General features: G+C 72.9%; 24 protein-coding genes. 15 read left to right on the top strand and 9 right to left on the bottom strand.

Translation table 11 applies throughout. From position 1 onward, the window contains the following. Positions 1 to 61: 61 nt before the first annotated feature. The 3 genes from OHS71_RS09835 (at position 62) to OHS71_RS09825 (ending at position 3,035) form a co-directional block, all read left to right on the top strand. Complete coding sequence (locus OHS71_RS09835; protein WP_443046891.1) at positions 62 to 1,789, top strand: IucA/IucC family protein; 1,728 nt, start codon at positions 62 to 64, stop codon at positions 1,787 to 1,789. Positions 1,790 to 1,898: 109 nt separating this feature from the next. Further along, positions 1,899 to 2,195 carry a hypothetical protein gene (locus OHS71_RS09830; RefSeq protein ID WP_328478899.1) on the top strand — a complete coding sequence of 99 codons (297 nt, stop codon included), beginning with the start codon at positions 1,899 to 1,901 and terminating at the stop codon, positions 2,193 to 2,195. Between the two features lie 78 nt (positions 2,196 to 2,273). Continuing rightward, the gene (locus OHS71_RS09825) at positions 2,274 to 3,035 is read left to right on the top strand and encodes a cobalt-precorrin-6A reductase (RefSeq protein ID WP_328478897.1); all 762 of its coding nucleotides are present in this window, start codon (positions 2,274 to 2,276) and stop codon (positions 3,033 to 3,035) included. Positions 3,036 to 3,241: 206 nt separating this feature from the next. Here OHS71_RS09825 and OHS71_RS09820 read toward each other — a convergent pair whose 3' ends face one another. Then, positions 3,242 to 3,901 (bottom strand): DUF305 domain-containing protein, encoded by a 660-nt coding sequence (locus OHS71_RS09820; protein ID WP_328478895.1) that lies wholly within the window; start codon positions 3,899 to 3,901, stop codon positions 3,242 to 3,244. Between the two features lie 92 nt (positions 3,902 to 3,993). Beyond that, on the bottom strand, positions 3,994 to 4,395 hold the full coding sequence (locus OHS71_RS09815) for a DUF6153 family protein (protein ID WP_328478893.1): 402 nt from the start codon (positions 4,393 to 4,395) through the stop codon (positions 3,994 to 3,996). Positions 4,396 to 4,635: 240 nt separating this feature from the next. Here OHS71_RS09815 and OHS71_RS09810 point away from each other — a divergent pair, with 240 nt between their 5' ends. Together OHS71_RS09810 and OHS71_RS09805 are read left to right on the top strand one after the other, a co-directional pair. Then, on the top strand, positions 4,636 to 5,550 hold the full coding sequence (locus OHS71_RS09810; RefSeq protein ID WP_328484460.1) for a HipA family kinase: 915 nt from the start codon (positions 4,636 to 4,638) through the stop codon (positions 5,548 to 5,550). Positions 5,551 to 5,612: 62 nt separating this feature from the next. Then, positions 5,613 to 5,918, top strand: coding sequence for a SelT/SelW/SelH family protein (locus OHS71_RS09805; RefSeq protein ID WP_328484459.1), 306 nt, complete (start codon positions 5,613 to 5,615; stop codon positions 5,916 to 5,918). Between the two features lie 22 nt (positions 5,919 to 5,940). Here OHS71_RS09805 and aceB read toward each other — a convergent pair whose 3' ends face one another. Both aceB and OHS71_RS09795 read right to left on the bottom strand, forming a co-directional pair. Beyond that, positions 5,941 to 7,575, bottom strand: coding sequence for a malate synthase A (gene aceB / locus OHS71_RS09800; protein WP_328478891.1), 1,635 nt, complete (start codon positions 7,573 to 7,575; stop codon positions 5,941 to 5,943). A gap of 183 nt (positions 7,576 to 7,758) precedes the next feature. After that, positions 7,759 to 8,370, bottom strand: a complete 612-nt coding sequence (locus OHS71_RS09795; RefSeq protein WP_328478890.1) for a nucleotidyltransferase family protein — start codon at positions 8,368 to 8,370, stop codon at positions 7,759 to 7,761. A 191-nt stretch (positions 8,371 to 8,561) separates the two neighbouring features. Between OHS71_RS09795 and OHS71_RS09790 the strand changes: the two genes are divergently transcribed. Beyond that, the gene (locus OHS71_RS09790) at positions 8,562 to 8,876 is read left to right on the top strand and encodes a DUF5955 family protein (RefSeq protein WP_328478888.1); all 315 of its coding nucleotides are present in this window, start codon (positions 8,562 to 8,564) and stop codon (positions 8,874 to 8,876) included. 63 nt (positions 8,877 to 8,939) lie between these two features. On the opposite strand, the gene OHS71_RS09785 is transcribed toward OHS71_RS09790, so the two are convergent. Then, entirely contained in the window at positions 8,940 to 9,737 is a 798-nt protein-coding gene (locus OHS71_RS09785; RefSeq protein ID WP_328478886.1) for an IclR family transcriptional regulator, read from the bottom strand. A 268-nt stretch (positions 9,738 to 10,005) separates the two neighbouring features. Between OHS71_RS09785 and allB the strand changes: the two genes are divergently transcribed. Both allB and alc read left to right on the top strand, forming a co-directional pair. Beyond that, complete coding sequence (gene allB / locus OHS71_RS09780; protein WP_328478884.1) at positions 10,006 to 11,343, top strand: allantoinase AllB; 1,338 nt, start codon at positions 10,006 to 10,008, stop codon at positions 11,341 to 11,343. 79 nt (positions 11,344 to 11,422) lie between these two features. Then, positions 11,423 to 12,538: an allantoicase gene (alc, locus tag OHS71_RS09775; RefSeq protein ID WP_328478882.1), complete on the top strand. Its 1,116-nt coding sequence runs from the start codon at positions 11,423 to 11,425 to the stop codon at positions 12,536 to 12,538. A 106-nt stretch (positions 12,539 to 12,644) separates the two neighbouring features. On the opposite strand, the gene OHS71_RS09770 is transcribed toward alc, so the two are convergent. Continuing rightward, positions 12,645 to 13,391, bottom strand: a complete 747-nt coding sequence (locus OHS71_RS09770; RefSeq protein ID WP_328478880.1) for an SDR family oxidoreductase — start codon at positions 13,389 to 13,391, stop codon at positions 12,645 to 12,647. Positions 13,392 to 13,533: 142 nt separating this feature from the next. On the opposite strand from OHS71_RS09770, the gene OHS71_RS09765 reads away from it, so the two are divergent. Next, a complete protein-coding gene (locus tag OHS71_RS09765) occupies positions 13,534 to 14,355 on the top strand; it encodes an AIM24 family protein (protein ID WP_328478878.1) in 822 nt (273 codons plus the stop codon). A 168-nt stretch (positions 14,356 to 14,523) separates the two neighbouring features. Here the strand turns inward: OHS71_RS09765 and OHS71_RS09760 are convergent, their stop codons facing one another. Together OHS71_RS09760 and OHS71_RS09755 are read right to left on the bottom strand one after the other, a co-directional pair. After that, complete coding sequence (locus OHS71_RS09760; RefSeq protein WP_328478876.1) at positions 14,524 to 14,910, bottom strand: ribonuclease domain-containing protein; 387 nt, start codon at positions 14,908 to 14,910, stop codon at positions 14,524 to 14,526. 109 nt (positions 14,911 to 15,019) lie between these two features. After that, the gene (locus OHS71_RS09755; protein WP_328478874.1) at positions 15,020 to 15,220 is read right to left on the bottom strand and encodes a hypothetical protein; all 201 of its coding nucleotides are present in this window, start codon (positions 15,218 to 15,220) and stop codon (positions 15,020 to 15,022) included. 200 nt (positions 15,221 to 15,420) lie between these two features. On the opposite strand from OHS71_RS09755, the gene OHS71_RS09750 reads away from it, so the two are divergent. The 3 genes from OHS71_RS09750 (at position 15,421) to OHS71_RS09740 (ending at position 18,879) form a co-directional block, all read left to right on the top strand. Next, positions 15,421 to 16,683, top strand: coding sequence for a sensor histidine kinase (locus tag OHS71_RS09750; protein WP_328478872.1), 1,263 nt, complete (start codon positions 15,421 to 15,423; stop codon positions 16,681 to 16,683). A 129-nt stretch (positions 16,684 to 16,812) separates the two neighbouring features. After that, positions 16,813 to 17,481, top strand: a complete 669-nt coding sequence (locus OHS71_RS09745; RefSeq protein ID WP_328478870.1) for a response regulator transcription factor — start codon at positions 16,813 to 16,815, stop codon at positions 17,479 to 17,481. 213 nt (positions 17,482 to 17,694) lie between these two features. Continuing rightward, entirely contained in the window at positions 17,695 to 18,879 is a 1,185-nt protein-coding gene (locus OHS71_RS09740) for a cytochrome P450 family protein (RefSeq protein ID WP_328478868.1), read from the top strand. A 101-nt stretch (positions 18,880 to 18,980) separates the two neighbouring features. Here OHS71_RS09740 and OHS71_RS09735 read toward each other — a convergent pair whose 3' ends face one another. Continuing rightward, on the bottom strand, positions 18,981 to 19,997 hold the full coding sequence (locus OHS71_RS09735; RefSeq protein ID WP_328478866.1) for a Gfo/Idh/MocA family protein: 1,017 nt from the start codon (positions 19,995 to 19,997) through the stop codon (positions 18,981 to 18,983). A gap of 129 nt (positions 19,998 to 20,126) precedes the next feature. On the opposite strand from OHS71_RS09735, the gene OHS71_RS09730 reads away from it, so the two are divergent. The 3 genes from OHS71_RS09730 to OHS71_RS09720 all read left to right on the top strand — a co-directional run bounded on the left by OHS71_RS09730 (position 20,127) and on the right by OHS71_RS09720 (position 23,039). Next, positions 20,127 to 20,864: a GntR family transcriptional regulator gene (locus OHS71_RS09730; protein WP_328484458.1), complete on the top strand. Its 738-nt coding sequence runs from the start codon at positions 20,127 to 20,129 to the stop codon at positions 20,862 to 20,864. A 366-nt stretch (positions 20,865 to 21,230) separates the two neighbouring features. Beyond that, positions 21,231 to 22,379, top strand: coding sequence for an ROK family glucokinase (locus OHS71_RS09725; protein ID WP_328478864.1), 1,149 nt, complete (start codon positions 21,231 to 21,233; stop codon positions 22,377 to 22,379). Between the two features lie 69 nt (positions 22,380 to 22,448). Further along, entirely contained in the window at positions 22,449 to 23,039 is a 591-nt protein-coding gene (locus tag OHS71_RS09720; protein ID WP_328478862.1) for a sugar kinase, read from the top strand. Positions 23,040 to 23,220: the final 181 nt, after the last annotated feature.

The raw sequence follows: 23,220 nt of genomic DNA, 5'->3' as shown, positions 1-23,220 counted from the left end.
GCCGTGACGACGCGATAATGATCGTCTCCGCCCGGAAGAACCGTAGGGAACCAGGGAACCAGTGGAACGCGTGGACCTCATCACCCCGCCCGCCGAGGCCACGGCGTCCGCCGTGGGCGTCGCCGCGCGCGCCGACGCCTACGCGGCCGCGCCGCTGCTCAACTGTCTGCTGCGGGAGGTCGCCGCACCACTGCCCGGCCCCCCGGGGGACGACGACCGGCACGTGTACCGGCTGCCGGCGGGTGAATGGCCTCCCGGCGGTGAGGCGAAGCACCCTGCCGGTGACCGGCTGCTCGGTGCCGGCAGGGCGCCCGGCGGTGATCGGCTGCCCGGGGACGGAGGGCCGGCCGATGGCGACGGGTCGCTCGGCGGTGCGGTGGCGGCCGGCGGCGGGCGGGCGGTCGGGGAGGACCCGCCGCCCGGCGGTGGGCTTCTGCTGCGGGTGCGCGGTGGCCGGCGGCCCGCCGGGCCCGAGGTGTACGCGGCGGGCGGATGGCATCCGCTGGATCACGGCGGGCTCGTCGCACTGGTCGCCGAGGTGCTGCGTGCGCACACCGGGCTGTCCAACGACGAACTGCCCGCCGAGATGACCGACAGCAGGGACGCGGTGGCCGCGATGCTCACCGCACGCGCGCGTGCCACCCCGCCGGCCGGCGCCTATCTGCGCTCCGAGCAGTCCCTCGTCACCGGCCACCCCCACCACCCCGCTCCCAAGGCGCGGGGCGGCGGTCCGCCGGCCGGCTGGCTGCCGTACGCCCCCGAGGCGTACGCCCGTTTTCCGCTGGTCCTGCTGGGCCTGCGCGAGGACGCGGTCGTCGAGGAGGGCGACACCCGCGCGCTGGACGCCCTCGGCACGGCCCCGCCCGGCTACCGGCTGCTGCCCGCCCATCCCTGGCAGCTCGGCCTGGCCGGCCCCGCGCTGGCGCCCGCATTCGCCGACGGCCGTCTGGTACGGCTCGGCACGACCGCCTTCGAGGCCTGGCCCACGGCCGCCGTCCGGACGCTCTACGCACCCGAGCGGGACCTGTGCCTGAAGTTCAGTCTCGACGTCCGGATCACCAACGACATCCGCCGGCTGTGGCGCCACGATCTGCTGAAGCTGGGCCGCACCGACGAGGCGGTGGTCCGGGCCTTCGAGGCGGACGCCGGTTCCACGGCCCGTCCGCCGGCGGTCTGGCTCAGCGACCGCGGCTACCGCACCGCCGACTTCGCCTTCGAGGAACTCGCCGTCCTGGTCCGCGACGGGCTGGAGGACCGTCTCCTGCCCGGTGCGACCCCGCTGCTCGCCGCGGGCCTCGTCGAGGGATTCGAGGGCAGTCCGCTGGCCACCGCGCCGGACCCGGCGGCCTGGTGGCGGGCGTATCTGGCGGTCGTCGTCCCCCCGGTGCTGAACGCCTTCGCCGACCACGGCGTCGTCCTCGAGGCGCATCTTCAGAACACGCTGGTCGCCGTGGACGCCGCAGGCACCCCCGTACAGGCGCTTTTCAGGGACGCCGAGGGCGTGAAACTGCTGCCGGACGTGGAGCGGGCGGCCGGCTGGGAGCGGCTGGTGTACTGCCTGGTCGTGAACCACCTGTGGGAGGTCGCCGCGGCGCTCGCCGAGGGGCACGCCGGATTCGACCCCTGGCCCGCCGTGCGCCGCGAACTGTCCCGCCACGATCTCCCCGAGGCCGCCGCCCTCCTCGCCGCGCCGACCCTGCCCGGGAAGACCAATCTGCTGCTGCGCTGGACGGGCGCGGACGGCGCCGACGCCCGCTACCTGCCGCTGGCGAACCCTCTCCTGCGGTGAGGCGGCCCCGGGGGTGACAGCGCGTTCCACAGGCAAGTGAGGTCACCCTCACTTCACCTGGTGGGGCGCGGGTTCGCCCATCGGCGCCCGGTCGCGGGCAGAGGCTTCGATGGCGTACGACGCAAGCGGCGGGCCCGGCATCCCGGGTGGGGAGCCGCTCCCCGCGACCGCGCCGACGCTCGACCGGGTGCGCCTCGCCGCCGGCGGACCGCCGGCCCGGGTGCGCATCGCGGACGGCAGGATCACCCATGTCGTCGCGGAGGCGGAGACCGCGGGACGGGCGGTGGCGACCGGCGGCGAGCGTGTCCTCGATCGGGCCGTCCGCAGGTCCGCGCCGGGAGTACACGGCCGTAGCGGCGACGCAGACGCCGACGGACCGGCCGGGGCCGCACCGCGGTGTGCTTGAGTGGGGCGGCGAGCCCGCCCCCGGCCGCGGGGCTCACGGGCGGCTCATGACTCGTCGCGCGGAAGGGGGCCGGACTTCGTGCACGTACTGATCCTGGGCGGCACCACCGAGGCCCGTCGCCTCGCCGAACTCCTGGCGGTGGACGCGTTGCCCGGCCTGCGCGTGACGACCTCCCTGGCCGGACGGGTGACCGCACCCCGGCTGCCGCCCGGGGAGGTGCGCGTGGGCGGCTTCGGAGGGGTCGACGGGCTGGCCGCGTGGCTGACAGAGCACCGGGTCGGCGCGGTCGTCGACGCCACCCACCCCTTCGCCGGCGTCATGAGTGTCCACGCGGTGACGGCCGCCGCCACCGCGAGGATCCCGCTGCTCGCGCTGCGCCGCCCCGGCTGGACCCCGGTCGCGGGCGACGTCTGGCACGAGGCCGGTTCCCTGGAGGAGGCCGCCGGGCTGCTGCCCTCGCTCGGCCGCCGGGTCTTCCTCACCACCGGGCGCATGGGGCTCGCCGCCTTCGCCGACCTGGACGACCTGTGGTTCCTCGTACGTTCCGTCGACGCGCTCGGCGCGCCCGCCCCGTCCCGTAGGGAGGTGCTGCTCGACCGAGGCCCCTTCACGCTCGACGGGGAGCGCGAGGTGCTGCGCCGTCACCGGATCGACGTCGTCGTGACCAAGGACAGCGGGGGAGCGGCCACTGCCCCGAAACTGACCGCCGCCCGCGAGGCGGGGCTGCCCGTGGTCGTGGTGCGCAGACCGCCGGCGCCCGCGGGCGTCCGGGTCGTGGGCGGACCGGAGCAGGCACGGGCCTGGCTGCGGCGGGCCGGGGACCTGCGCACCGGTGAATGAAGCAGGGGCTGCGGCTTTCGCGGGCGCCGGCCGAGGAGGAGGCAGGCGGCGGGGCCGGGGAGTGGCCCGGGCCGGGGCGGGCCGGGCGGAACCCGGTTCCCTCCGACGCAGGCGACCCAGGCGCGGACGCGGGCACGGGGACGCCGGTTCGGCGGTGCGGGCGGAGGGGGGCCGGTGCGGACAGCGGCCCCCCTCCGCCCGGACGGTCAGCCCTTGCCGAGGAGCTTGTTCATCTCGGTGATCTCGCCGGTCTGCGCGGTGACGATGGCGTCGGACATGGCGGTGGCGGGCTGGTACGTGCCCTTGTTCTTCTCGGTCGTGGCCATGTCCACGGCCCCCTTGTGGTGCTCGATCATCATGGTCAGGAACATGGTGTCGAAGTCCGCTCCGGACGCCTTCTTGAGCATGTCCATGTCCGAGCCGTCCATCATGCCCGGCATACCGGACCCGGCCGAGTGGTCCATGCCGGGCATGGACTCCGCGGCGCCGCCGGAGGCGGCCGGGACGTCCTCGCCCCAGGCGGTGAGCCAGCCGCTCATCGTCCTGATCTCCGGGTCCTGCGCCTTCTCGACCCGCGAGGCGAGGTCCTTGACCTGGGCGGAAGAGGCCCGGTCGGCGGCGAGCGCCGCCATCTCCAGGGCCTGACGGTGGTGCGGGATCATGCCCTGCGCGAAGGTCACGTCCTGCGCGTTGTGCGCGCCGGCCGTGCTGCCGGTGCCCGCGGACGCCGACGCGGAGCTGTTGCTCCCGGCGTCACCGCTGCTGCCGCTGTCGCCGCTGCCGCCGCAGGCGGCGAGGGCGAGCGCGGCGGTGACGGACACGGCCCCGAGGGCGGCGCGGCGGGTCAGGGTACGGGTGTTGCGCATGCTGGAACTCCTGCTGTGTGTTCTGCGAACGGGATCTGGACGTGCCCGGGCGCACCACGTCGCTGAGCCATGGACGTGGTGCGGTGGAGTGTCTAGATCCGCAGGAGCTGGAGTTCCGCCAGTGAGGGCGGGGCGCGTGCACTGTCCGGGGCCCCGGCCGCGTACGAGCGGACCGTGTCCGCGCGAGCGGGGGCGGCCACCGGGTCGGGGAGCAGCGCGGGCTGGGCCGGTGCGCCGCTCAGCGCGGCCGCCACACAGGTCGCGTCGGCGTGGTGGAGGTGTCCGCCGCCGCAGTCCCCGCCGGCTCCGGAACAGCCGTCGTGAGCGCTGACCGCGCCGGTCGACACGTGCGCGGGACCGGCGTGCTCGTGAACCGCGCCGCCCGGCGCCAGGGCGTGCATCGCCAGCAGACCGGCGAGCAGCCCGAGAACGAGCAGCGCCTTGCGCCACCGCGGCAGGGGCGGTGGCGCAAGGCGCTGCTCGGGGATCTTCATCGGGATCATCCTAGGCGGAGTCTGTGCGGCGGGTTTCTCGGCGGTGTCCGTTGTGGCTACGGCTACGGCTACGGCTACGGCTACGGCTACGGGTACGGGTGCGGCCGTGCCTGCGTTCACCGTGCCCGGCACCGCCCGGACGTGCCCGGCCCGTGGCTCGGTCACCCCTCGTCGGCTGTGACGCCCGGCTACCATGGTCACTTCGTATCGGAGGCTGGAAGCGACAGTGGGGCCTTGGACATGCTGAGAGAGGTCACCGCAACCCGCTATGTCGAACCTCTGCGGTCCGGCGGATCCGTCCCCGGCATCGTCGAGGCCGACGACCTCGGCACCTACGTCGTGAAGTTCACGGGCTCCGCGCAGGGCCGCAAGGCGCTCGTCGCCGAGGTGATCGTCGGTGAGCTGGCGCGCGCTCTGGGGCTGCGGTTCCCCGAGCTGGTCCTGGTGCACTTCGACCCGGCGATCGCAGAGCACGAACCGCACCAGGAGGTACGGGACCTGCACGCCGCGAGCGCCGGGCTCAACCTGGGGATGGACTTCCTGCCGGGTGCGCGGGACTTCACCCCGGAGGTCGCCTCGGTCTTCCCGGTGGAGCCGCTGGAGGCGGGGCGGATCGTGTGGCTGGACGCCCTGACCGTGAACGTCGACCGTACGGTCCACAGCTCCAACCTGATGGTCTGGCCGACGTCCGGCACCGTCCCGCCCCGGCTGTGGCTCATCGACCACGGCGCCGCCCTCGTCTTCCACCACCGCTGGGACGGCGCCGACCCCGAGAAGGCGTACGACTTCCGCCATCACGCGCTCGGCCTCTCCTCCCCGGACACCCGGGCGGCCGACGCCGAGCTGGCGCCCAGGGTGACCGAGGAACTGCTGCGCCGGATCGTGGCGGAGGTACCGGACGCCTGGCTGACCGGCGAAGACGGGTTCGCGACCCCGGACGCGGTCCGGGAGGCGTACGTGAGGTACCTCCACGCGCGCGTGCGGGCCTCCGCGGCCTGGCTGCCCACCGACTTCCCCGCCCCGGAGGAGCTCGCCGCCGACGACGCCCGGCGCGCGGCCAGGACTCGGCAAGGACGGCCCGACTGGCTCAAGCGGGTCCCCGACCTGCACGGCAAGCCCGCCGCGGAACAGGATTGGTCGGTACACCTCGGATGAGCGGACTCGGTGACGTGAGTGACCTGAACGACCTGAGTGACGACTCCGGCCACCCCGACGAGGTGGGCGGTGCGAACGAGCCGGACGAGCCGGGTGGGCCGGACCGGAGGGTCGAGATCGAGTACTGCACCCAGTGCCGTTGGCTGCCCCGTGCCGCCTGGCTGGCGCAGGAGCTGCTCACGACCTTCGAGGGTGAGCTGACGGAGCTGGCCCTGAAGCCCGGCAAGGGCGGGGTCTTCGTCGTGCGGGTGAACGACGAGGTGGTCTGGGACCGCCGTGAACAGGGTTTCCCCGAGCCGACGGCCGTGAAGAAGCTCGTACGCGACCGGGTGGCCCCGGGAAGGTCCCTGGGCCACTCGGACAGGTGAGCGTTGCGTTCCGGGCCGGTGCTCAGCCCTTGAGCTGCTCGTACGCGGGCAGGGTGAGGAAGTCCGCGTAGTCGTCGTCGAGGGAGACCGTCAGCAGCAGGTCGTGGGCCTGCTGCCAGTGGCCGGCCGCGAAGGCCTCCTCGCCGATCTCCTCGCGGATCGCCGCCAGCTCCCGGGCGGCGACCTCGCGGGCCAGCTCGCGCGTGGCCCTCACCGTGGTCCCGTCGTGCTCGAACTCCACCCCCGCGTTGATCCACTGCCAGATCTGCGACCGGGAGATCTCGGCCGTGGCCGCGTCCTCCATGAGGTTGAAGATGGCGACCGCGCCCAGTCCGCGCAACCAGGCCTCGATGTAACGGATGCCGACCTGAACAGCGTTGACCAGGCCCTGGTAAGTAGGCCTCGCCTCCAGGGAGTCGACGGCGATCAGGTCGGACGCCTTGACGTCGACGTCCTCGCGGAGCCGGTCCTTCTGGTTCGGCCGGTCGCCGAGCACGGCGTCGAAGGAGGCCATGGCGATCGGCACCAGGTCCGGGTGGGCCACCCACGACCCGTCGAAACCGTCGTTTGCCTCGCGGTCCTTGTCCGCCTTCACCTTCTCGAAGGCGACCTTGTTGACCTCCTCGTCGCGGCGGGACGGGATGAAGGCCGCCATGCCGCCGATGGCGTGCGCACCGCGCTTGTGGCAGGTGCGGACCAGGAGTTCGGTGTACGCCCGCATGAACGGGGCGGTCATGGTGACCGCGTTGCGGTCCGGGAGGACGAACCTGGGGCCGCCGTCACGGAAGTTCTTCACGATGGAGAACAGGTAGTCCCAGCGGCCGGCGTTCAACCCGGCGGCGTGGTCGCGGAGTTCGTAGAGGATCTCCTCCATCTCGTAGGCGGCCGTGATCGTCTCGATGAGCACGGTGGCGCGGACGGTGCCCTGCGGGATGCCGACGTGGTCCTGAGCGAAGACGAACACCTCGTTCCAGAGGCGGGCCTCCAGGTGCGACTCCGTCTTCGGGAGGTAGAAGTACGGGCCCTTGCCGAGGTCGAGGAGGCGCTGGGCGTTGTGGAAGAAGTAGAGGCCGAAGTCGACGAGAGCGCCGGGGACCTGGCCGCCGTCCGCGTCGACGAGGTGACGCTCGTTCAGGTGCCAGCCGCGCGGGCGCATGACGACCGTGGCGAGTTCGGCGTCGTCCTTCAGGGCGTAGGACTTCCCGGACGCCGGGTCGGTGAAGTCGATGTTCCGGGTGTAGGCGTCGGCCAGGTTGACCTGCCCGAGGACGACGTTCTCCCAGGTCGGCGCCGAAGCGTCCTCGAAGTCCGCGAGCCAGACCCGGGCGCCGGAGTTGAGGGCGTTGATCGTCATCTTGCGGTCGGTCGGGCCGGTGATCTCGACCCGGCGGTCGTCCAGGGCCGCGGGGGCGGGGGCCACCTGCCAGGAGGCGTCGGCGCGGATCGCGGCGGTCTCCGGGAGGAAGTCGAGCGAGGAGGTGCGGGCGATCTCGGCGCGGCGTTCGGCGCGACGGGCCAGGAGTTCGTCGCGGCGCGGGGTGAACCGCCGGTGCAGTGCGGCCACGAAGGCGAGCGCCGCCTCGGTGAGGACCTCCTCCTGGCGCGGCAGGGGCTCGGCGTCGACGATGGCCAGCGGGGACGGCGCTGGTGCGGACATGAGCGGTCACTTCCTTCAGCGGTGGCACCGGGTGCCAGTCGGACCGGTTACGGGAGCGGGGTATCCGGACAGGCCGAATCTTTCTGATCAGTGGATACTAGTTTCCTCATCGTGGAACTTCAATGATTTGTTGATGTCGAGATTCTCTGCGTCGAGGCAAGGTGGCGCCCCGTGCCAGGGCGCTCACTCCAGGTGGGCGAGGTCCTCGGGTGTGTCGATGTCGAACGGGCGGGCCACGTCGCCGCACTCCACGAGAGTGATCGCCTCCACGTGCTCCTTGAGATAGGCACGTGCGCCCCGGTCGCCGGTGGCAGTCGCCGCGATGCCCTCCCAGTGGGCTGCCCCGAACAGGACGGGATGGCCGCGCACACCGTCGTAGGCGGCGCAGACGAGCGAGGACTCGTCCTCGTACGCGGTGAGCACCCGGGCCACGGCCTCGGGTCCGATGCCGGGCTGGTCCACGAGGAAGGCCACCGCGGCGCGCGCCCCCGTCCCGGCGAGCGAGCCGAGCCCGGCCCGCAGCGACGTGCCCATGCCCTGCTCCCACTCCGGGTTCGTCACGATCACGCACCCCTCCAGCCGCGCCCGCTCCCGTACGGCGTCGGAGGCGGCCCCGAGGACCACGTGCACCCGGGCGCAGCCGGCCGTGCGCAGCACCTCCACCGCGTGTTCGACGAGTGGGCGCCCCCGGTGTTCGAGCAGCGCCTTCGGGTGCCCGCCGAGCCGCCGGCCCCCGCCCGCCGCGAGCAGCAGGCCCACCACCTGGACCGCGGCCCGGTCTTCCGTGTGTGTCATACGTCCTGCATACCGGACCCGGCGGTGACCGCACGGTTCCCGGGGGCTGAATTTCGGTTCGCGCAGTGGCGCACGCCGCATCGGGTGGCGTTTACTGACCCGCGCGTCCTGCGGTGCCCGGCCGGCGCCACGGCGACGCGGGGCGGGTGAAGCGCGCACTCACGCTCGTGGAGTGTGAGGGGGGGAGAGCTGTGTTGCGGAGCTTGGGGCAGACGGCAGTGACCGGCAGCGACGAGGATCAGAGGGTGGCGGGACTGCGGACCGCGGTGTCCCGGCTGCGCCGCGAACTCGCCACCCACCCGGCCGAGTTCCCGGACCGGGTCATCGCCGAGGACGAACTGGCCGCCCTCGCCGCGATGGTGACCCACGGGGTGCCCGAACTCTCCCGGTTACGCCGTTCGTTGCTGCTGATCGCGGGCGCCATCGGCTCGGTGAGCGCACTGGCCCCGGGCCTGTCGGACGTGCACCGCGCGGTGGAGCGGTTCGGCGAGACGCCACGCCGTTGAGCGGTGCCCGGTGTGCCGGTCCGCCGGTGTGTCGGACCGCCCTTGTGCCGCGCCGGGCGCGCTCTAGGCCGGTGCTCCGGGGTTCGTCAGGGCCTGGGACAGCTCTACCGCCACCTGCTGGAGCACCGGCACGATCCGCTCCGTGGCCGACTCGGTGACGCGGCCCGCCGGGCCCGAGATGGAGATGGCCGCGGCGGTGGGGGAGTCCGGCACCTGTACCGCCAGGCAGCGGACGCCGATCTCCTGCTCGTTGTCGTCGACCGCGTAACCGGCCTGCCGTACGTCCGCGAGGGCCGCGAGGAAGCCGTCGGGAGTGGTGATCGTCTTGTCGGTGGCGGCCGGCATGCCGGTGCGGGCGAGCAGGGCGCGCACCTCGTCGTCCGGGAACCCCGCGAGCAGCGCCTTGCCGACGCCGGTGGAGTGCGGGAGGACCCGGCGTCCGACCTCGGTGAACATCCGCATCGAGTGCTTGGACGGCACCTGCGCCACGTACACGATCTCGTCGCCGTCGAGCAGGGCCATGTTCGCCGTCTCGCCGGTCTCCTCGACCAGACGGGCCAGGTAGGGGCGGGCCCAGGTGCCCAGCAGTCGCGAGGCGGACTCGCCGAGCCGGATCAGCCGGGGGCCGAGCGCGTAGCGGCGGTTGGGCTGCTGGCGGACGTAGCCGCAGACCACCAGGGTGCGCATCAGGCGGTGGATGGTGGGCAGGGGCAGCCCGCTGCTCGCCGACAGCTCGCTCAGGCCGACCTCGCCGCCCGCGTCCGCCATCCGCTCGAGCAGATCGAAGGCGCGCTCGAGGGACTGGACCCCGCCGCTGGCGGACTTGGCGGAGTCGGTGGTGCTGGCGCTGGACGTCGGCACGGCGCGTTCCTTTCGAAACTGGCGGGAGGTGCTGAAGCCTACCCGGCGGTCGGTTGACTCCTCGCTTGTGCGTAGCTACGTTCTGCTGGCCGGAATCGTAATTCCAGTATGTGGAAACGTCCAGTGTGGTGGGAACGGGTGCACTGTGGGGGAGTGTGCCCTTGACGGCGCGAGGGCGGGAGGGAAGACTCCTTCAACAGAACGTTGAATTCCGTTGCGTGGAAGTTTCCGCCGAGTAAACGGAAGAGAACGCACGAGAGGGGCCCGGGTGTCCGACGCCGAACTGGTTCTGCGCTCGACGCGCGTCATCACTCCCGAAGGGTCGCGGCCCGCCGCGGTCGCGGTCGCCGGCGGCAGGATCACGGCCGTCCTGCCCCACGACGCGCCCGTACCCGAGGGCGCCCGTCTGGAGGACCTCGGCGACGACGTCCTGCTGCCCGGACTGGTCGACACGCACGTGCACGTCAACGACCCCGGTCGCACCCACTGGGAGGGCTTCTGGACCGCCACGCGCGCGGCGGCGGCCGGCGGCATCACCACCCTCGTCGACATGCCCCTCAACTCCCTCCCGCCGACCACCACGGTCGGCCACCTCCGAGTGAAACAGCAGGTCGCCGCCGACAAGGCGCACATCGACGTCGGCTTCTGGGGCGGCGCCCTGCCCGGCAACGTCAAGGACCTCCGCCCCCTGCACGACTCCGGCGTCTTCGGCTTCAAGGCATTCCTCTCCCCGTCGGGAGTGGACGAGTTCCCGCACCTCGACCAGGACGGGCTCGCCCGCTCCCTCACCGAGATCGCGGCCTTCGACGGCCTGCTGATCGTGCACGCCGAGGACCCTCACCACCTCGACGCCGCCCCCCAGCAGGGCGGCCCCAGGTACGCCGACTTCCTGGCCAGCCGCCCCCGCGGCGCGGAGGACACCGCCATCGCGCAGCTCATCGCCCAGGCGAAGCGCCTCCACGCGCGCGTGCACGTACTGCACCTCTCCTCCAGCGACGCACTCCCGCTGATCGCCGCCGCGAAGGCGGACGGCGTCCGCATCACCGTCGAGACCTGCCCGCACTACCTGACCCTGACCGCCGAGGAAGTCCCCGACGGCGCCAGCGAGTTCAAGTGCTGCCCGCCGATCCGCGAGTCCGCCAACCAGGACCTGCTGTGGCAGGCCCTGGCGGACGGCACGATCGACTGTGTGGTCACCGACCACTCGCCGTCCACGGCCGACCTCAAGACCGACGACTTCGCGACGGCCTGGGGCGGCATCTCGGGTCTTCAACTGAGCCTGGCGGCCGTGTGGACCCAGGCCCGCCGACGGGGCCACACCCTGGAGGACGTCGTCCGGTGGATGTCCGCACGCACGGCCGACCTCGTGGGCCTCTCCCGCAAGGGCGCGATCGAAGCGGGCCGCGACGCCGACTTCGCCGTCCTCGCCCCCGACGAGACCTTCACCGTCGACCCGGCCTCCCTCCAGCACCGCAACCGCGTCACGGCGTACGCGGGCCGAACCCTGTACGGCGTCGTGAAGTCCACCTGGCTGCGCGGGGAACGGATCGTCCACGACGGCGAGTTCACCGAGCCGAGGGGACGGCTCCTCACCCGTACCCCCTGAGCCGCAGGAGCGGCCCGCCCGCGCTCCCGGCTCCACCCGCACCCGCACCGGCCGATTCCGAAAGGCAGACCTGATCACCGTGACGGCGATACAGAGCTTCACCGGCGACGCGAACCCCTACGGCGGCGGTGACCCGTACGCGGACTACCGCACCGCCGACTTCCCCTTCACGCGGTACGCCGACCTCGCCGACCGGCGGCTCGGCGCGGGAGTCGTCGCCGCCAACGACGAGTTCTTCGCCCAGCGCGAGAACCTGCTGGTGCCCGGGCCCGCCGAGTTCGACCCGGAGCACTTCGGCCACAAGGGCAAGATCATGGACGGCTGGGAGACGCGCCGCCGCCGCGGCGCCGGTGCCGACCACCCCTGGCCGGCCGACGAGGACCACGACTGGGCGCTCGTCCGCCTCGGCGCGCCCGGGGTGATCCGCGGCGTCGTCGTCGACACGGCCCACTTCCGTGGCAACTACCCGCAGGCGGTGTCGGTCGAGGGCGCCTCGGTGCCGGGCTCGCCGTCCCCCGCGGAACTCCTCGGCGACCACGTGAAGTGGACGACGCTGGTCCCGCGCACCCCGGTCGGCGGCCACGCGGCGAACGGTTTCGCCGTCTCGCTGGAGCAGCGCTTCACCCACCTGCGGGTCAACCAGCACCCCGACGGCGGCATCGCCCGGCTGCGCGTGTACGGGGAGGTCGTGCCCGACCCGCAGTGGCTGACCGTGCTCGGCACCTTCGACGTCGTCGCCCTGGAGAACGGAGGCCGGGCCGAGGACGCGTCCGACCTCTTCTACTCACCGGCGGGCAACACCGTCCAGCCGGGCCGCTCCCGCAAGATGGACGAAGGCTGGGAGACCCGCCGCCGCCGCGACCGGGGCAACGACTGGATCCGTTACCGCCTGACGGCCCAGGCGACGATCCGCGCGCTGGAGATCGACACGGCGTACCTGAAGGGCAACAGCGCGGGCTGGGCCTCGGTGTCGCTCCGGGACGGCGAGAGCGGGGAGTGGACGCAGATCCTCCCGCGCACCCGCCTCCAGCCCGACACCAACCACCGTTTCGTCCTGCCGGCCCCGGCGGTCGGCACCCACGCGCGCGTGGACATCTACCCCGACGGCGGCATCTCCCGTCTCCGCCTGTTCGGCTCCCTCACCGAGACGGGCGCGGCGGCGCTCACCGCCCGCCATCAGGAGCTCGGCGGCTGAACGACCTCCGGCCGCTCCCGTGCACGACCCGGCGGAGCGCGGGCGTGCACGGGACCGGCGCGCCGGCGGTCCGCCCCCGGGGGGCGTACCCCGCCCCGGTCGGCCCTCAGGCCGCGTGCCCGCCGTCCACGGCGAACTCCGCGCCGGTGACGTAGGCGGCGCCCGCCAGGTGCGCGACCGCGGCGGCCACCTCCCGCGCGGTTCCGAAGCGGCCGAGCGCGGTCATCGTCGCCTGACCCGCCGCGAACGGACCGTCCGCGGGATTCATGTCCGTGTCGATCGGGCCGGGGTGGACGAGGTTCGCCGTGATCCCCCGCGGGCCCAGTTCCCGGGCGAGAGCCTTGTTCAGACCGACCAGGGCCGCCTTGCTCATCGCGTACAGGGTGCCCCCGGGACCGGGTACCCGCTGGGTCATACAGGTGCCGATCGTGATGATCCGTCCGCCGTCCGTCATCCGCCCGGCGGCCGCCTGCGAAGTCAGGAACACTCCGCGTACGTTGACGGCGAGCACCCGGTCGACGTCGTGGAGGGCGAGCCCTTCCAGCGGCCCGAGGACGCCGACGCCCGCGTTGTTCACCAGCACGTCGAGGCCGCCCAGCGCCCGGGCCGTGCGGTCCACCGCCCCGGACGCCTCGTCCGGGTCCGCCGAGTCCGCCCGCAGGGCCACGGCCCGCCGTCCCAGCGCCTCCACCGCCCGTACGACGTCCCCCGCCGCCTCCTTGCCGTTCACGTAGGTCACCGCCACATCCGCGCCCTCCTCGGCGAGCCGCAGAGCCGTCGCCGCTCCGATGCCGCGGCTGCCGCCGGTCACGAGGGCCACCTTGCCGTTCAGGGTCCTGCCGGTCGTTGTCATGGGATCCATTCCAGCGGCCGCCGCACCGTCCTGCTGGCGGCGAACGGACGTCGAGTGTCCGCCCCCGACGCTCCGGCCCGGCACCGGCTACGCCGTCCGAGGAAATCGGAACTCTTTCGTCCGTTTTCCTCGTTCTCCTTCTGTGACCCTTCAGCAAGAGATCGTCGGCAATGCCATGCAGATGGCGGTCGTCAGCCTGGAGCCGGGCCAGACCGTGTACTGCGAGGCCGGGAAGTTCCTGTTCAAGACGACGAACGTGACCATGGAGACCCGCCTGGGCGGCCCCTCCGACGGCGGACGCCGGCCGCAGGGCGGCGGGGCCGGAGGCGGCGGTATGGGCGGCATGCTGCGCCAGGCCATGGGGACGGCCATGCAGGCCGGTCAGCGGGCCCTCGCCGGTGAGTCACTGGCGTTCCAGTACTTCGCCGCCCGGGGCGGCGAGGGCACCGTCGGCTTCGCGGGCGTGCTCCCCGGCGAGATGCGTGCCCTGGAACTGGACGGCACACGTGCGTGGTTCGCCGAGAAGGACGCGTTCGTGGCCGCCGAGTCCACCGTCGACTTCGGCATCGCGTTCCAGGGCGGCCGTACCGGTATGAAGGGCGGCGAGGGCTTCGTCCTGGAGAAGTTCACCGGCCGCGGGACGGTGATCATCGCGGGAGCCGGCAACTTCATCGATCTGGACCCGGCCGACTTCGGCGGACGCGTCGAGGTCGACACCGGCTGTGTGGTCGCCTTCGAGGAGGGCATCAGGTACGGCGTCCAGCGCGTCGGCGGTCTCGACCGCCAGGGGCTCATGAACGCCGTGTTCGGCGGTGAGGGCCTGTCGCTGGCCACCCTGGAGGGCAGCGGCCGCGTCATCCTCCAGTCCCTCACCATCGAGAGCCTCGCCAACGCGCTGAGGAAGGCCCAGGGCGGCGACAAGCAGGGGCCGACGGGCGGACTGTTCTCGACGGACGCGGGCTGAACCGGCGGGTCGGCGCCGCGGCACCCGGCGGTCCGGCCGGACGTGCCTCGCCCCGCGGCGGCAGCTGTGGGGGGACCGCGGGGCGAGGGTCTCGGAGCGGTCGGGCGACTGTGCGGTGGACCGGCGCACTGGTGCAGCGGTCGGGCGGCGAAGCTCGGAAGGCGTGGCTCAGCAGCCGTAGTCGATCAGCCTGAAGGTGACGTAGTGGTCGGCGGTGTAGTAGTCCTCGTCGGTCTTCTTGCCGGTCACGACGCGACGGGCTCCGCGCGTCGAGGAGCCCGGGGTCTTCACCGTGTACTCGTGGTAGTAACCGGAGGTCTGGCCGGGCAGCACGCCTTCGCGGTTCTGGAAGACGGCCCCGTCCTGTGTGTACGGGAACGGCCCGCCGCGCTCGATCAGTCCGAGCGTGTCGTGCGCCTGGGAGGGCAGCTTCGTGTAACAGACGCTGCCGACGGCGGCGTGGGCGGTGGTGGCGGAGACGGCGCCGCCGACGAGGAGGGCGGTCAGGGCGGCGGCCGAGACGCCGGTACGAGTGATCCGTGGGGGGAATCTCATACCTCATGATGACGCGCGTAGACGCTGTCATGTCAATGACAAAGCAAGGGGTTGTGACCTCGGGCCCGAGAAGTTTTCACGGCGTTAACCGGAGCCGCGGCCTCTTCCGTCAGCCCGGCCTCCAGCTCCCCGAGGCGGCGAACAGGGCGAACGCCAGCACGATCAGCGCGATACTCGCGTACACCTCGTAGCCGTCCAGGAATCCGAGACGCCGCACCAGGCCCACGTGCCAGCGGGTGAACTCGTGCAGCAGGCCCAGGACGCCTTGCGCCAGAGCGAGGAAGCCGAGGACTCCCAGCAGTTGCTTCATACTCCGGACCCTCGCCCCGCGAACCCCGGCACACCATCGGCCTCAGGGCGGGATCCGTCCGACGTAAGTCCGCGGAACATCCGCTCCTCCGGGCCGAAAGTAGGCGGTGGTGCGACCCGGGTCGCTCGTTCCGTCTCCTTCGGTGGGGATTCCCGCCGGGGAGAGGTGAAGAGGCCCTCCGCTGCGTAGATTTGTCGACCATGAGGGCAGACGACAGCGCGGCCCCGGCGGCCCCGGAGTTCACGGAACGCCGATGGCTGCTGCCGTCGGCGGTGATCGCGGAACTCGCCCCGGACGCAGGGCTGCCCGGCAGGGGGCACCGGCGCACCGCACGCGACTGGGTCGTCGACTTCTGCTGCTTCCTCGCGGCCGTAGGCGTGGGCCTGGTGGTCGCGGACTCCTTTCCCGGCGAACGGGACCTCCCCGAGGTCGTCGCCGCGGCCGACCAGCTCCTCGGCGCCCTCGCCTGCGCGGCGGTCTGGCTGCGCCGCCGGTGGCCCCTCGGGCTGGCGATCACGATGATCCCCCTCGGCTTCCTGGCGACCACCTCGGCCGGAGCCTGCACGGTCGCCCTCTTCACCCTCGCCGTGCACCGGCCGTTCCGGTACGTGGCCTGGGTGGGCGGCGCGCAGATCGCCCTGATCCCCCTGCTGGCCTGGGCCCGCCCGGATCCCACTCTCGCGTACGGACCCTCGGTGGCGTGGAGCGTGCTGTTCACCGTCACGGCCATCGGCTGGGGCATGTTCGTCCGGTCCAAGCGCCAGCTGATGCTGAGCCTGCGCGACCGCGCCCGGCGCGCCGAGACGGAGGCCCGGCTGCGCGGCGAGCAGGCGCAGCGCCTGGCCCGTGAGGCCATCGCCCGGGAGATGCACGACGTGCTCGCCCACCGGCTGACCCTGCTCAGCGTGCACGCGGGCGCGCTGGAGTTCCGCCCGGACGCGCCCCGCGAGGAGATCGCGCGGGCGGCCGGGGTCATCCGTGAGAGCGCCCACGAGGCGCTCCAGGACCTCAGGGAGATCATCGGAGTGCTGCGGGCCGGCGAACCCGACGACGCGGGCCGCCCCCAGCCGACGCTGGCCGGCCTGGACACCCTGGTCGCCGAGTCCCGCGAGGCCGGCATGAAGGTCGTCCTGGACCTGCGGGTCGCCGACGCCGCCGCCGTTCCGGCCTCCGTCGGCCGCACCGCCTACCGCATCGCCCAGGAGTGCCTCACCAACGCCCGCAAGCACGCCCCGGGCGCGGAGGTCGCGGTCACCGTCGCCGGCGGGCCCGGTGAGGGCCTCGCCGTGACGGTGCGCAACCCGGCCCCCGAAGGTGACGTGCCGCCCGTCCCCGGCTCCGGCCAGGGCCTGATCGGACTGACCGAACGAGCCGCCCTGGCCGGAGGGCGGCTGGAGCACGGGGCGTGGGGGCCCGGAGGATTCGAGGTGCGGGCCTGGCTGCCGTGGCCCGTGACGTCCTGACGCGGCCGCGCGCCGCAGCCGGTCCGGAGCGGTATCCGTGGTCCGCCCCCGACCCGATCGTCCGACCCGGCCGCCCGACTGTCGCGAACCGTGAACCCGGCCGCCCGTCACCGTGATTGCGTTAGGGCCATGACTGCGATCAGACTCCTCCTCGTCGACGACGATCCCCTGGTGCGGGCCGGTCTGGCCTTCATGATGGGAGGCGCCGACGACATCGAGATCGTCGGCGAGGCCGCGGACGGCGGCGAGGTCGAGGGGCTCGTGGAACGCACCCGGCCCGACGTGGTCCTGATGGACATCCGGATGCCGGCCGTGGACGGACTCACCGCCACCGAACGGCTGCGCGGGCGCGAGGACGCCCCGCAGGTCGTGGTGCTCACCACCTTCCACGCCGACGAGCAGGTGCTGCGCGCGCTGCGCGCGGGGGCCGCCGGGTTCGTCCTCAAGGACACCCCGCCCGCCCAGATCCTCGACGCCGTGCGCAGGGTGGCGGCCGGTGACCCGGTCCTGTCGCCCACGGTCACCCGGCAGTTGATGGACCACGCGGCCGGTTCCGCGGCCGACACCCGGCGCGCCCACGCGCGCGTGCGCCTCGGGGCGCTGGGGGAACGGGAGCGGGAGGTGGCCGTCGCGGTCGGCCGGGGGCTGTCCAACGCGGACATCGCCGCCGAACTGTTCATGAGCGTCGCCACCGTCAAGGCCCATGTCTCCCGGGTCCTGGCCAAGCTCGGCCTCAACAACCGGGTGCAGATCGCGCTGCTGGCCTATGACGCGGGGCTGCCGGACGACGCCACGTAGGCCGTCCGCGGGACGGCACGGGCGGGCGGGGCCGCAGAACGGCAGGGCGCCGGACAACGGCGTGGCCACGGGGAACGGCGTGGCGACAGGGGACGGGGCGGCGCCGGGGAACGGGGCGGCGAAGACGGGTCGCCGCCGCGGGCACCAGGCGGGCGTCCCGCCCGTTGGAGTGGTGACGGGTTCGTCGCGGAATGTGACCGGAGGGGGAGAGTCATGACCGAAGTGGTCGACCTGGGGGAGGTCGGCGACGGCTTCCGGCGGGATCCGCATCCGGTGTACGCGCGACTGCGCGAGCGCGGCCCGGTGCACCGGGTGCGGCTGCCCGAACCCGACGCGCACCACGTGACCTGGCTCGTCGTGGGCCACGAGGAGGCGCGCACGGCGCTCGCCGACCCCCGGCTGGCCAAGGACTCCGCACGGATCGGCACCACGTTCCTCGACGAGCAGCTGATCGGCGAGCACCTGCTGGTCTCCGACCCGCCCCGGCACACGCGGCTGCGCGCGCTGGTCTCGCGCGCCTTCACCATGCGCCGCGTGGAGCAACTGCGCCCGCGAATCCAGGAGATCACCGACGACCTGCTCGACGCGATGCTGCCGCACGGCCGCGCCGACCTCGTGGAGTCGCTGGCCTACCCGCTGCCGCTCACGGTCATCTGCGAGCTCCTCGGTGTCCCGGAGAAGGACCGCACCGAGTTCCGCAAGCTGTCGGGCGAGGCCGTCGCACCCACCAGCTCCCAGACCGAGTACGACGCGTTCGTACGGCTCGGCGAATACCTCACCGCGCTCATCGGGGACAAGCGGTCCGCCGGGCCGAGCGGCGACCTGCTGGACGACCTGATCCGCGTCACCGCACAGGACGGCGACCGGCTCTCACCCGGTGAGCTGCGCGGTATGGCGTTCATCCTGCTCATCGCCGGACACGAGACCACCGTCAACCTCATCGGCAACGCCGTCCACGCCCTGCTCACCCACCCGGACCAGCTGGCCGCCCTGCGCGCCGACGCGACCCTCCTCGACGGCACGGTCGAGGAGGCCCTGCGCTACGAGGGGCCGGTGGAGAACGCCACGTTCCGGTTCGCCGCGGAACCGCTGGAGATCGCCGGCACGTCCGTCGCCCAGGGCGAGGCGGTGATGATCGGCCTGACCGCGGCCGACCGAGACCCGGCGCGCTATCCGGCCCCCGACGGCTTCGACATCCGCCGGGACAGCAGGGGCCACCTGGCCTTCGGGCACGGCATCCACTACTGCCTGGGCGCCCCGCTGGCCCGCCTCGAGGCCCGCACGGCGATACGGTCCCTGCTCGACCGCACCCCCGGCCTGGCCCTCGACGGCCCGCCCGGTGAGTGGCTCCCCGGCCCGCTGATGCGCGGCATGCGCAGCCTGCCGGTGCGTTGGTAGGGCGGCGGCCCGACGGGAGGGCGTCGTCCGCGCGCCGGGCCGTGGCCCGGCGCCGTACCGGGTGTCCGGGGCGGGCGCCGGGGCGCACGGGCCCGTCCTGCTCAACCGGTCTGCGGACCCGTCGCGATCTCGGCGAGCCACACCGCCCTGCGGTCCCGCCGGGAGACCTCGCAGGCCTCGGCGATCCGAAGGGCCTGGAGCGCCTCCCGGCCGTCGCAGGGGTTGGGGCGCGTTCCTCGGACGACGTCCACGAAGGCGTTGAGTTCGGCCTCGTAGGCAGGTTCGAACCGCTCCAGGAACCCGGTCCACGGCTTGTCCGCGGCCGGTGGACCGGTGGGTTCCGTGGAGGCGATGGGGGTCCGGTCGTCGAGGCCCACGACGATCTGGTCGAGCTCTCCGGCCAGCTCCATGCGGACGTCGTAACCCGCCCCGTTCAGCCGCGTCGCGGTCGCCGTGGCGAGGGCGCCGTCGTCGAGCGTGAGGACCGCGGCCGCCGTGTCCACGTCCCCCGCCTCGCGGAACATCGCGGGCCCGGCGTCCGACCCTGCGGCGTAGACCTCCGTGACCTCGCGCCCGGTCACCCAGCGCAGACAGTCGAAGTCGTGGAGGAGGGCGTCCCGGTAGATCCCGCCGGAAACCGGAAGCCAGTCGGCGGGCGGCGCCGACTGGTCGGACGTCAGCGCCCGCACGGTGTGCAGCCGTCCGAGCCGCCCCGAACGCACCGCCTCCCTGGCCCCGGTGTAGCCCGCGTCGAAGCGGCGCTGGAAGCCCATGTGAAGGATCGTTCCGGCGGTCTCGACCTCGGCTATCGCCTGTAAGGTGCCGGCCAGATCCAGGGCGATCGGCTTCTCGCAGAAGACCGGGAGCCCGGAGCGGGCTGCCCGACCGATCAGTTCGGCGTGGGCCGAGGTCGCCGTCGTGATCACCACGGCGTCCACACCCCAGCGGAAGATCTCGTCCACCCCTGGGGCGGCCGTCTCCCCCAGCCGGTACGCGAGCTCCTGGGCCCGCATCTGGTCCGCGTCCGTGAGGATCAGGGACCCGACCTCGCGGTGACGGCTGAGTGTGTTCGCATGAATGGTGCCTATGCGGCCCGTCCCGATGACCCCGATGCGCATGAAACAAAAGTGACGTCGCAGGCCGCACGCTGTCAATGCGCATGTCCGGACAATCGAACTACACAACTTCCCGTCAACCGGTCGCGGAGCTACGCTCGGCCCGTGCCGAAACCAGGAGTGGACCCGACCGTGCAGCTCGAACTCCGTGTGGACCGAAGCTCGCCGGTGCCCTTGTACTTCCAGCTGGCCCAGCAGTTGGAGGCCGCGATCGAGCACGGATCGCTCACCCCTGGCAGTCTGCTGGGCAACGAGATCGAGCTCGCGGCACGGCTCGGCCTGTCCCGGCCGACCGTCCGCCAGGCGATCCAGTCGCTGGTCGACAAGGGTCTCCTGGTCCGCCGCCGGGGCGTCGGCACGCAGGTCGTGCACAGCCAGGTCAAGCGCCCCCTGGAGCTCAGCAGCCTGTACGACGACCTGGAGGCCGCGGGGCAGCGTCCGGCGACGACCGTCCTGGTCAACACCGTGGTCCCGGCGTCGGCCGAAGTCGCGGGCGCGCTCGCCGTGGCCGAGGGCAGCGACGTCCACCGGGTGGAGCGGCTGCGACTCGCGCACGGGGAGCCGATGGCGTACCTGTGCAACCACCTGCCGTCCGGCCTGCTCGACCTGGACACCGAGCAGCTCCGGGCCACCGGCCTGTACCGACTGATGCGGGCCGCCGGGATCACCCTGCACAGCGCCCGCCAGTCCATCGGCGCCCGCGCCGCCACCACCGCCGAGGCCGAGCGGCTCGCAGAGGACGAGGGCGCCCCGCTGCTGACCATGCAGCGCACGACCTATGACGACACCGGCCGCGCGGTGGAGTTCGGCGACCACATCTACCGGCCGACCCGCTACTCCTTCGAGTTCCAGCTGCTCGTACGCCCCTGAGCACTGCCGGCCCCACCCGGTGCCGCCGGCAGGCCGACGGGAGTCCTCGTCGGCCCGGTCGCCTGCACGCCCCTCGACGCCCCCGAAGGTGCCCGCACTCCCTGGGCCGCCGGTCGCCCCTGCGAAGGGTCAGGCGGGCCGAGCGACCGGTCTCCGGTCGCACGGTCCGGACCGTGCGTGTGGATGTCCCCACAAGGTGAGCGCCGGGCGGACGAGTGCCCGGACGGGGCGTGCGGCCACATACGGCGGGCGCCCGGCCTTGCGTGGGCGCGACCGGCGGCGGCACACCCGCGTACGGCACGAGCCGCGCGCCCCTTCGCTGCCCGGCTCGGCACCCGGGGGGCCGGTGAGGCAGAATCGGCGGCGATGAGCACCTACGGCAACTTCACCGCCCCCATCGGCTCCCGCCGCGCCACCGCACTCCGCACCGTGGGCACGAGGGAGCGCCGGTCGCACCTCACCGCGCCCCGGGTGCCGACGGTCGGCATCGACATCGGCGGCACCAAGGTGATGGCGGGGGTCGTCGACGCCGACGGCAACATCCTGGAGAAGCTGCGCACCGAGACGCCGGACAAGTCCAAGAGCCCGAAGGTCGTCGAGGACACCATCGTCGAACTCGTCCTGGACCTGTCCGACCGTCACGACGTGCACGCCGTGGGCATCGGCGCGGCCGGCTGGGTCGACGCCGACCGCAACCGCGTCCTGTTCGCGCCGCACCTGTCCTGGCGCAACGAACCGCTGCGGGACCGTCTCTCCGGCCGGCTGTCCGTCCCCGTCCTGGTGGACAACGACGCCAACACCGCCGCCTGGGCCGAGTGGCGCTTCGGCGCGGGCCGCGGCGAGGACCACCTCGTGATGATCACCCTCGGCACCGGCATCGGCGGCGCGATCCTGGAGGACGGCCAGGTCAAGCGTGGTAAGTACGGTGTCGCAGGTGAGTTCGGCCATATGCAGGCCGTGCCCGGCGGTCACCGCTGCCCGTGCGGCAACCGCGGCTGCTGGGAGCAGTACAGCTCGGGCAACGCGCTGGTCAGGGAGGCCCGCGAACTGGCCGCCGCCGACTCCCCGGTGGCCTACGGGATCATCGAGCACGTCAAGGGCAATATCGGCGACATCACCGGCCCGATGATCACGGAGCTGGCCCGCGAGGGCGACGCCATGTGTATCGAGCTGCTCCAGGACATCGGCCAGTGGCTCGGCGTCGGCATCGCCAACCTGGCCGCCGCCCTCGACCCCTCCTGCTTCGTGATCGGCGGTGGCGTCTCGGCCGCCGACGACCTGCTGATCAGCCCCGCGCGGGACGCGTTCAAGCGCCAGCTCACCGGCCGCGGCTACCGCCCCGAGGCCCGCATCGTCCGTGCCCAGCTGGGCCCCGAGGCGGGCATGGTCGGCGCCGCCGACCTGGCCCGCCTGGTCGCCCGCCGCTTCCGGCGCGCCAAGCGCCGCCGGGTGGAGCGCTTCGAGCGCTTCGAACGGTTCACGGACGCGGCCCGCCGCACCCAGGACACCGCATGACCGGCCTGTCGTCACGCCCCCAGGACACCGCATGACCTCCGCACCACCCCGCACGATCCGGGACACCGCATGACAGCATCGCTGCCCCACCAGGCCGCGCCCCCCGACGAGTCCCGCCCGCCGGAGGACCGCCGGCACGTGATCCGCCGCAGGGCGCTCACCCTGCTGATCATCGTGCTGCTCATCGGTGTCCCGGCCGGGTATCTGGTGATCTCCGCCAACCAGAGCCGGGACAGCGGCAAGGACAAGGAGGCGAAGTACTCCGCGACCGGCCTGACCAAGGGCTGGCCCTCGAAGATCCAGCGCCGTCTCTACCAGGTGCCGATCCCGCACCCCTCGAACCAGGTCGCCTACTACGAGACGAACAACTGGAAGACCAGCCGTCTCTACGCCCAGTTCCAGACCACGCAGGCGGGACTCGACGAGTTCCTCGAGGACATCGGCGTGAGCAGGGCCGATCTGAAGAAGGGCGACATCGCCATCAGCGCCCGCGATCAGGAGATCATCGGCTGGAAGTTCACGGGCCCCGGCTCCCGCCCGGGCGACTACTTCGGAATCGTCCACGAACAGAAGAAGCCCATGCCGACGCTGGACGTCGTCGTGAACACCGGCAACACGGTCTACCCGTTCGTCTACGTCGTCTCGCGCACCGTCCCCTGACCGGCTCGGCCGAGTCCCGGCCCGACCGGAGCATGACGGCCGGACCCGCGCGCCGACCTGACCACGCGGCGACGACCGACCCGGACGCGACGGCGAGGCGGGCCGCCGGGACCGATTGTCAGACCCCGCCCGTAGAGTCGAAGACGACTGATCCGACACGCGGGGCGGAGGTGGACACAAG

The sequence above is a fragment of the Streptomyces sp. NBC_00377 genome, assembly GCF_036075115.1.
Classification (GTDB): domain Bacteria; phylum Actinomycetota; class Actinomycetes; order Streptomycetales; family Streptomycetaceae; genus Streptomyces.
The sequence above is the reverse complement of the archived record's forward strand: the minus strand, read 5'-3'. Positions and strand labels throughout refer to the sequence as shown.

Coding starts and splice junctions, on each gene's coding strand:
- OHS71_RS09770 (WP_328478880.1), bottom strand. CDS start 13,391: ATGACAACGACCGGCAGGACCCTGAACGGCAAGGTGGCCCTCGTGACC.
- OHS71_RS09745 (WP_328478870.1), top strand. CDS start 16,813: ATGACTGCGATCAGACTCCTCCTCGTCGACGACGATCCCCTGGTGCGG.
- OHS71_RS09740 (WP_328478868.1), top strand. CDS start 17,695: ATGACCGAAGTGGTCGACCTGGGGGAGGTCGGCGACGGCTTCCGGCGG.
- OHS71_RS09760 (WP_328478876.1), bottom strand. CDS start 14,910: ATGAGATTCCCCCCACGGATCACTCGTACCGGCGTCTCGGCCGCCGCC.
- OHS71_RS09795 (WP_328478890.1), bottom strand. CDS start 8,370: ATGACACACACGGAAGACCGGGCCGCGGTCCAGGTGGTGGGCCTGCTG.
- OHS71_RS09750 (WP_328478872.1), top strand. CDS start 15,421: ATGAGGGCAGACGACAGCGCGGCCCCGGCGGCCCCGGAGTTCACGGAA.
- OHS71_RS09820 (WP_328478895.1), bottom strand. CDS start 3,901: ATGCGCAACACCCGTACCCTGACCCGCCGCGCCGCCCTCGGGGCCGTG.
- OHS71_RS09735 (WP_328478866.1), bottom strand. CDS start 19,997: ATGCGCATCGGGGTCATCGGGACGGGCCGCATAGGCACCATTCATGCG.
- OHS71_RS09755 (WP_328478874.1), bottom strand. CDS start 15,220: ATGAAGCAACTGCTGGGAGTCCTCGGCTTCCTCGCTCTGGCGCAAGGC.
- aceB (WP_328478891.1), bottom strand. CDS start 7,575: ATGTCCGCACCAGCGCCGTCCCCGCTGGCCATCGTCGACGCCGAGCCC.
- OHS71_RS09720 (WP_328478862.1), top strand. CDS start 22,449: ATGACAGCATCGCTGCCCCACCAGGCCGCGCCCCCCGACGAGTCCCGC.
- OHS71_RS09830 (WP_328478899.1), top strand. CDS start 1,899: ATGGCGTACGACGCAAGCGGCGGGCCCGGCATCCCGGGTGGGGAGCCG.
- OHS71_RS09815 (WP_328478893.1), bottom strand. CDS start 4,395: ATGAAGATCCCCGAGCAGCGCCTTGCGCCACCGCCCCTGCCGCGGTGG.
- OHS71_RS09810 (WP_328484460.1), top strand. CDS start 4,636: ATGCTGAGAGAGGTCACCGCAACCCGCTATGTCGAACCTCTGCGGTCC.
- OHS71_RS09725 (WP_328478864.1), top strand. CDS start 21,231: ATGAGCACCTACGGCAACTTCACCGCCCCCATCGGCTCCCGCCGCGCC.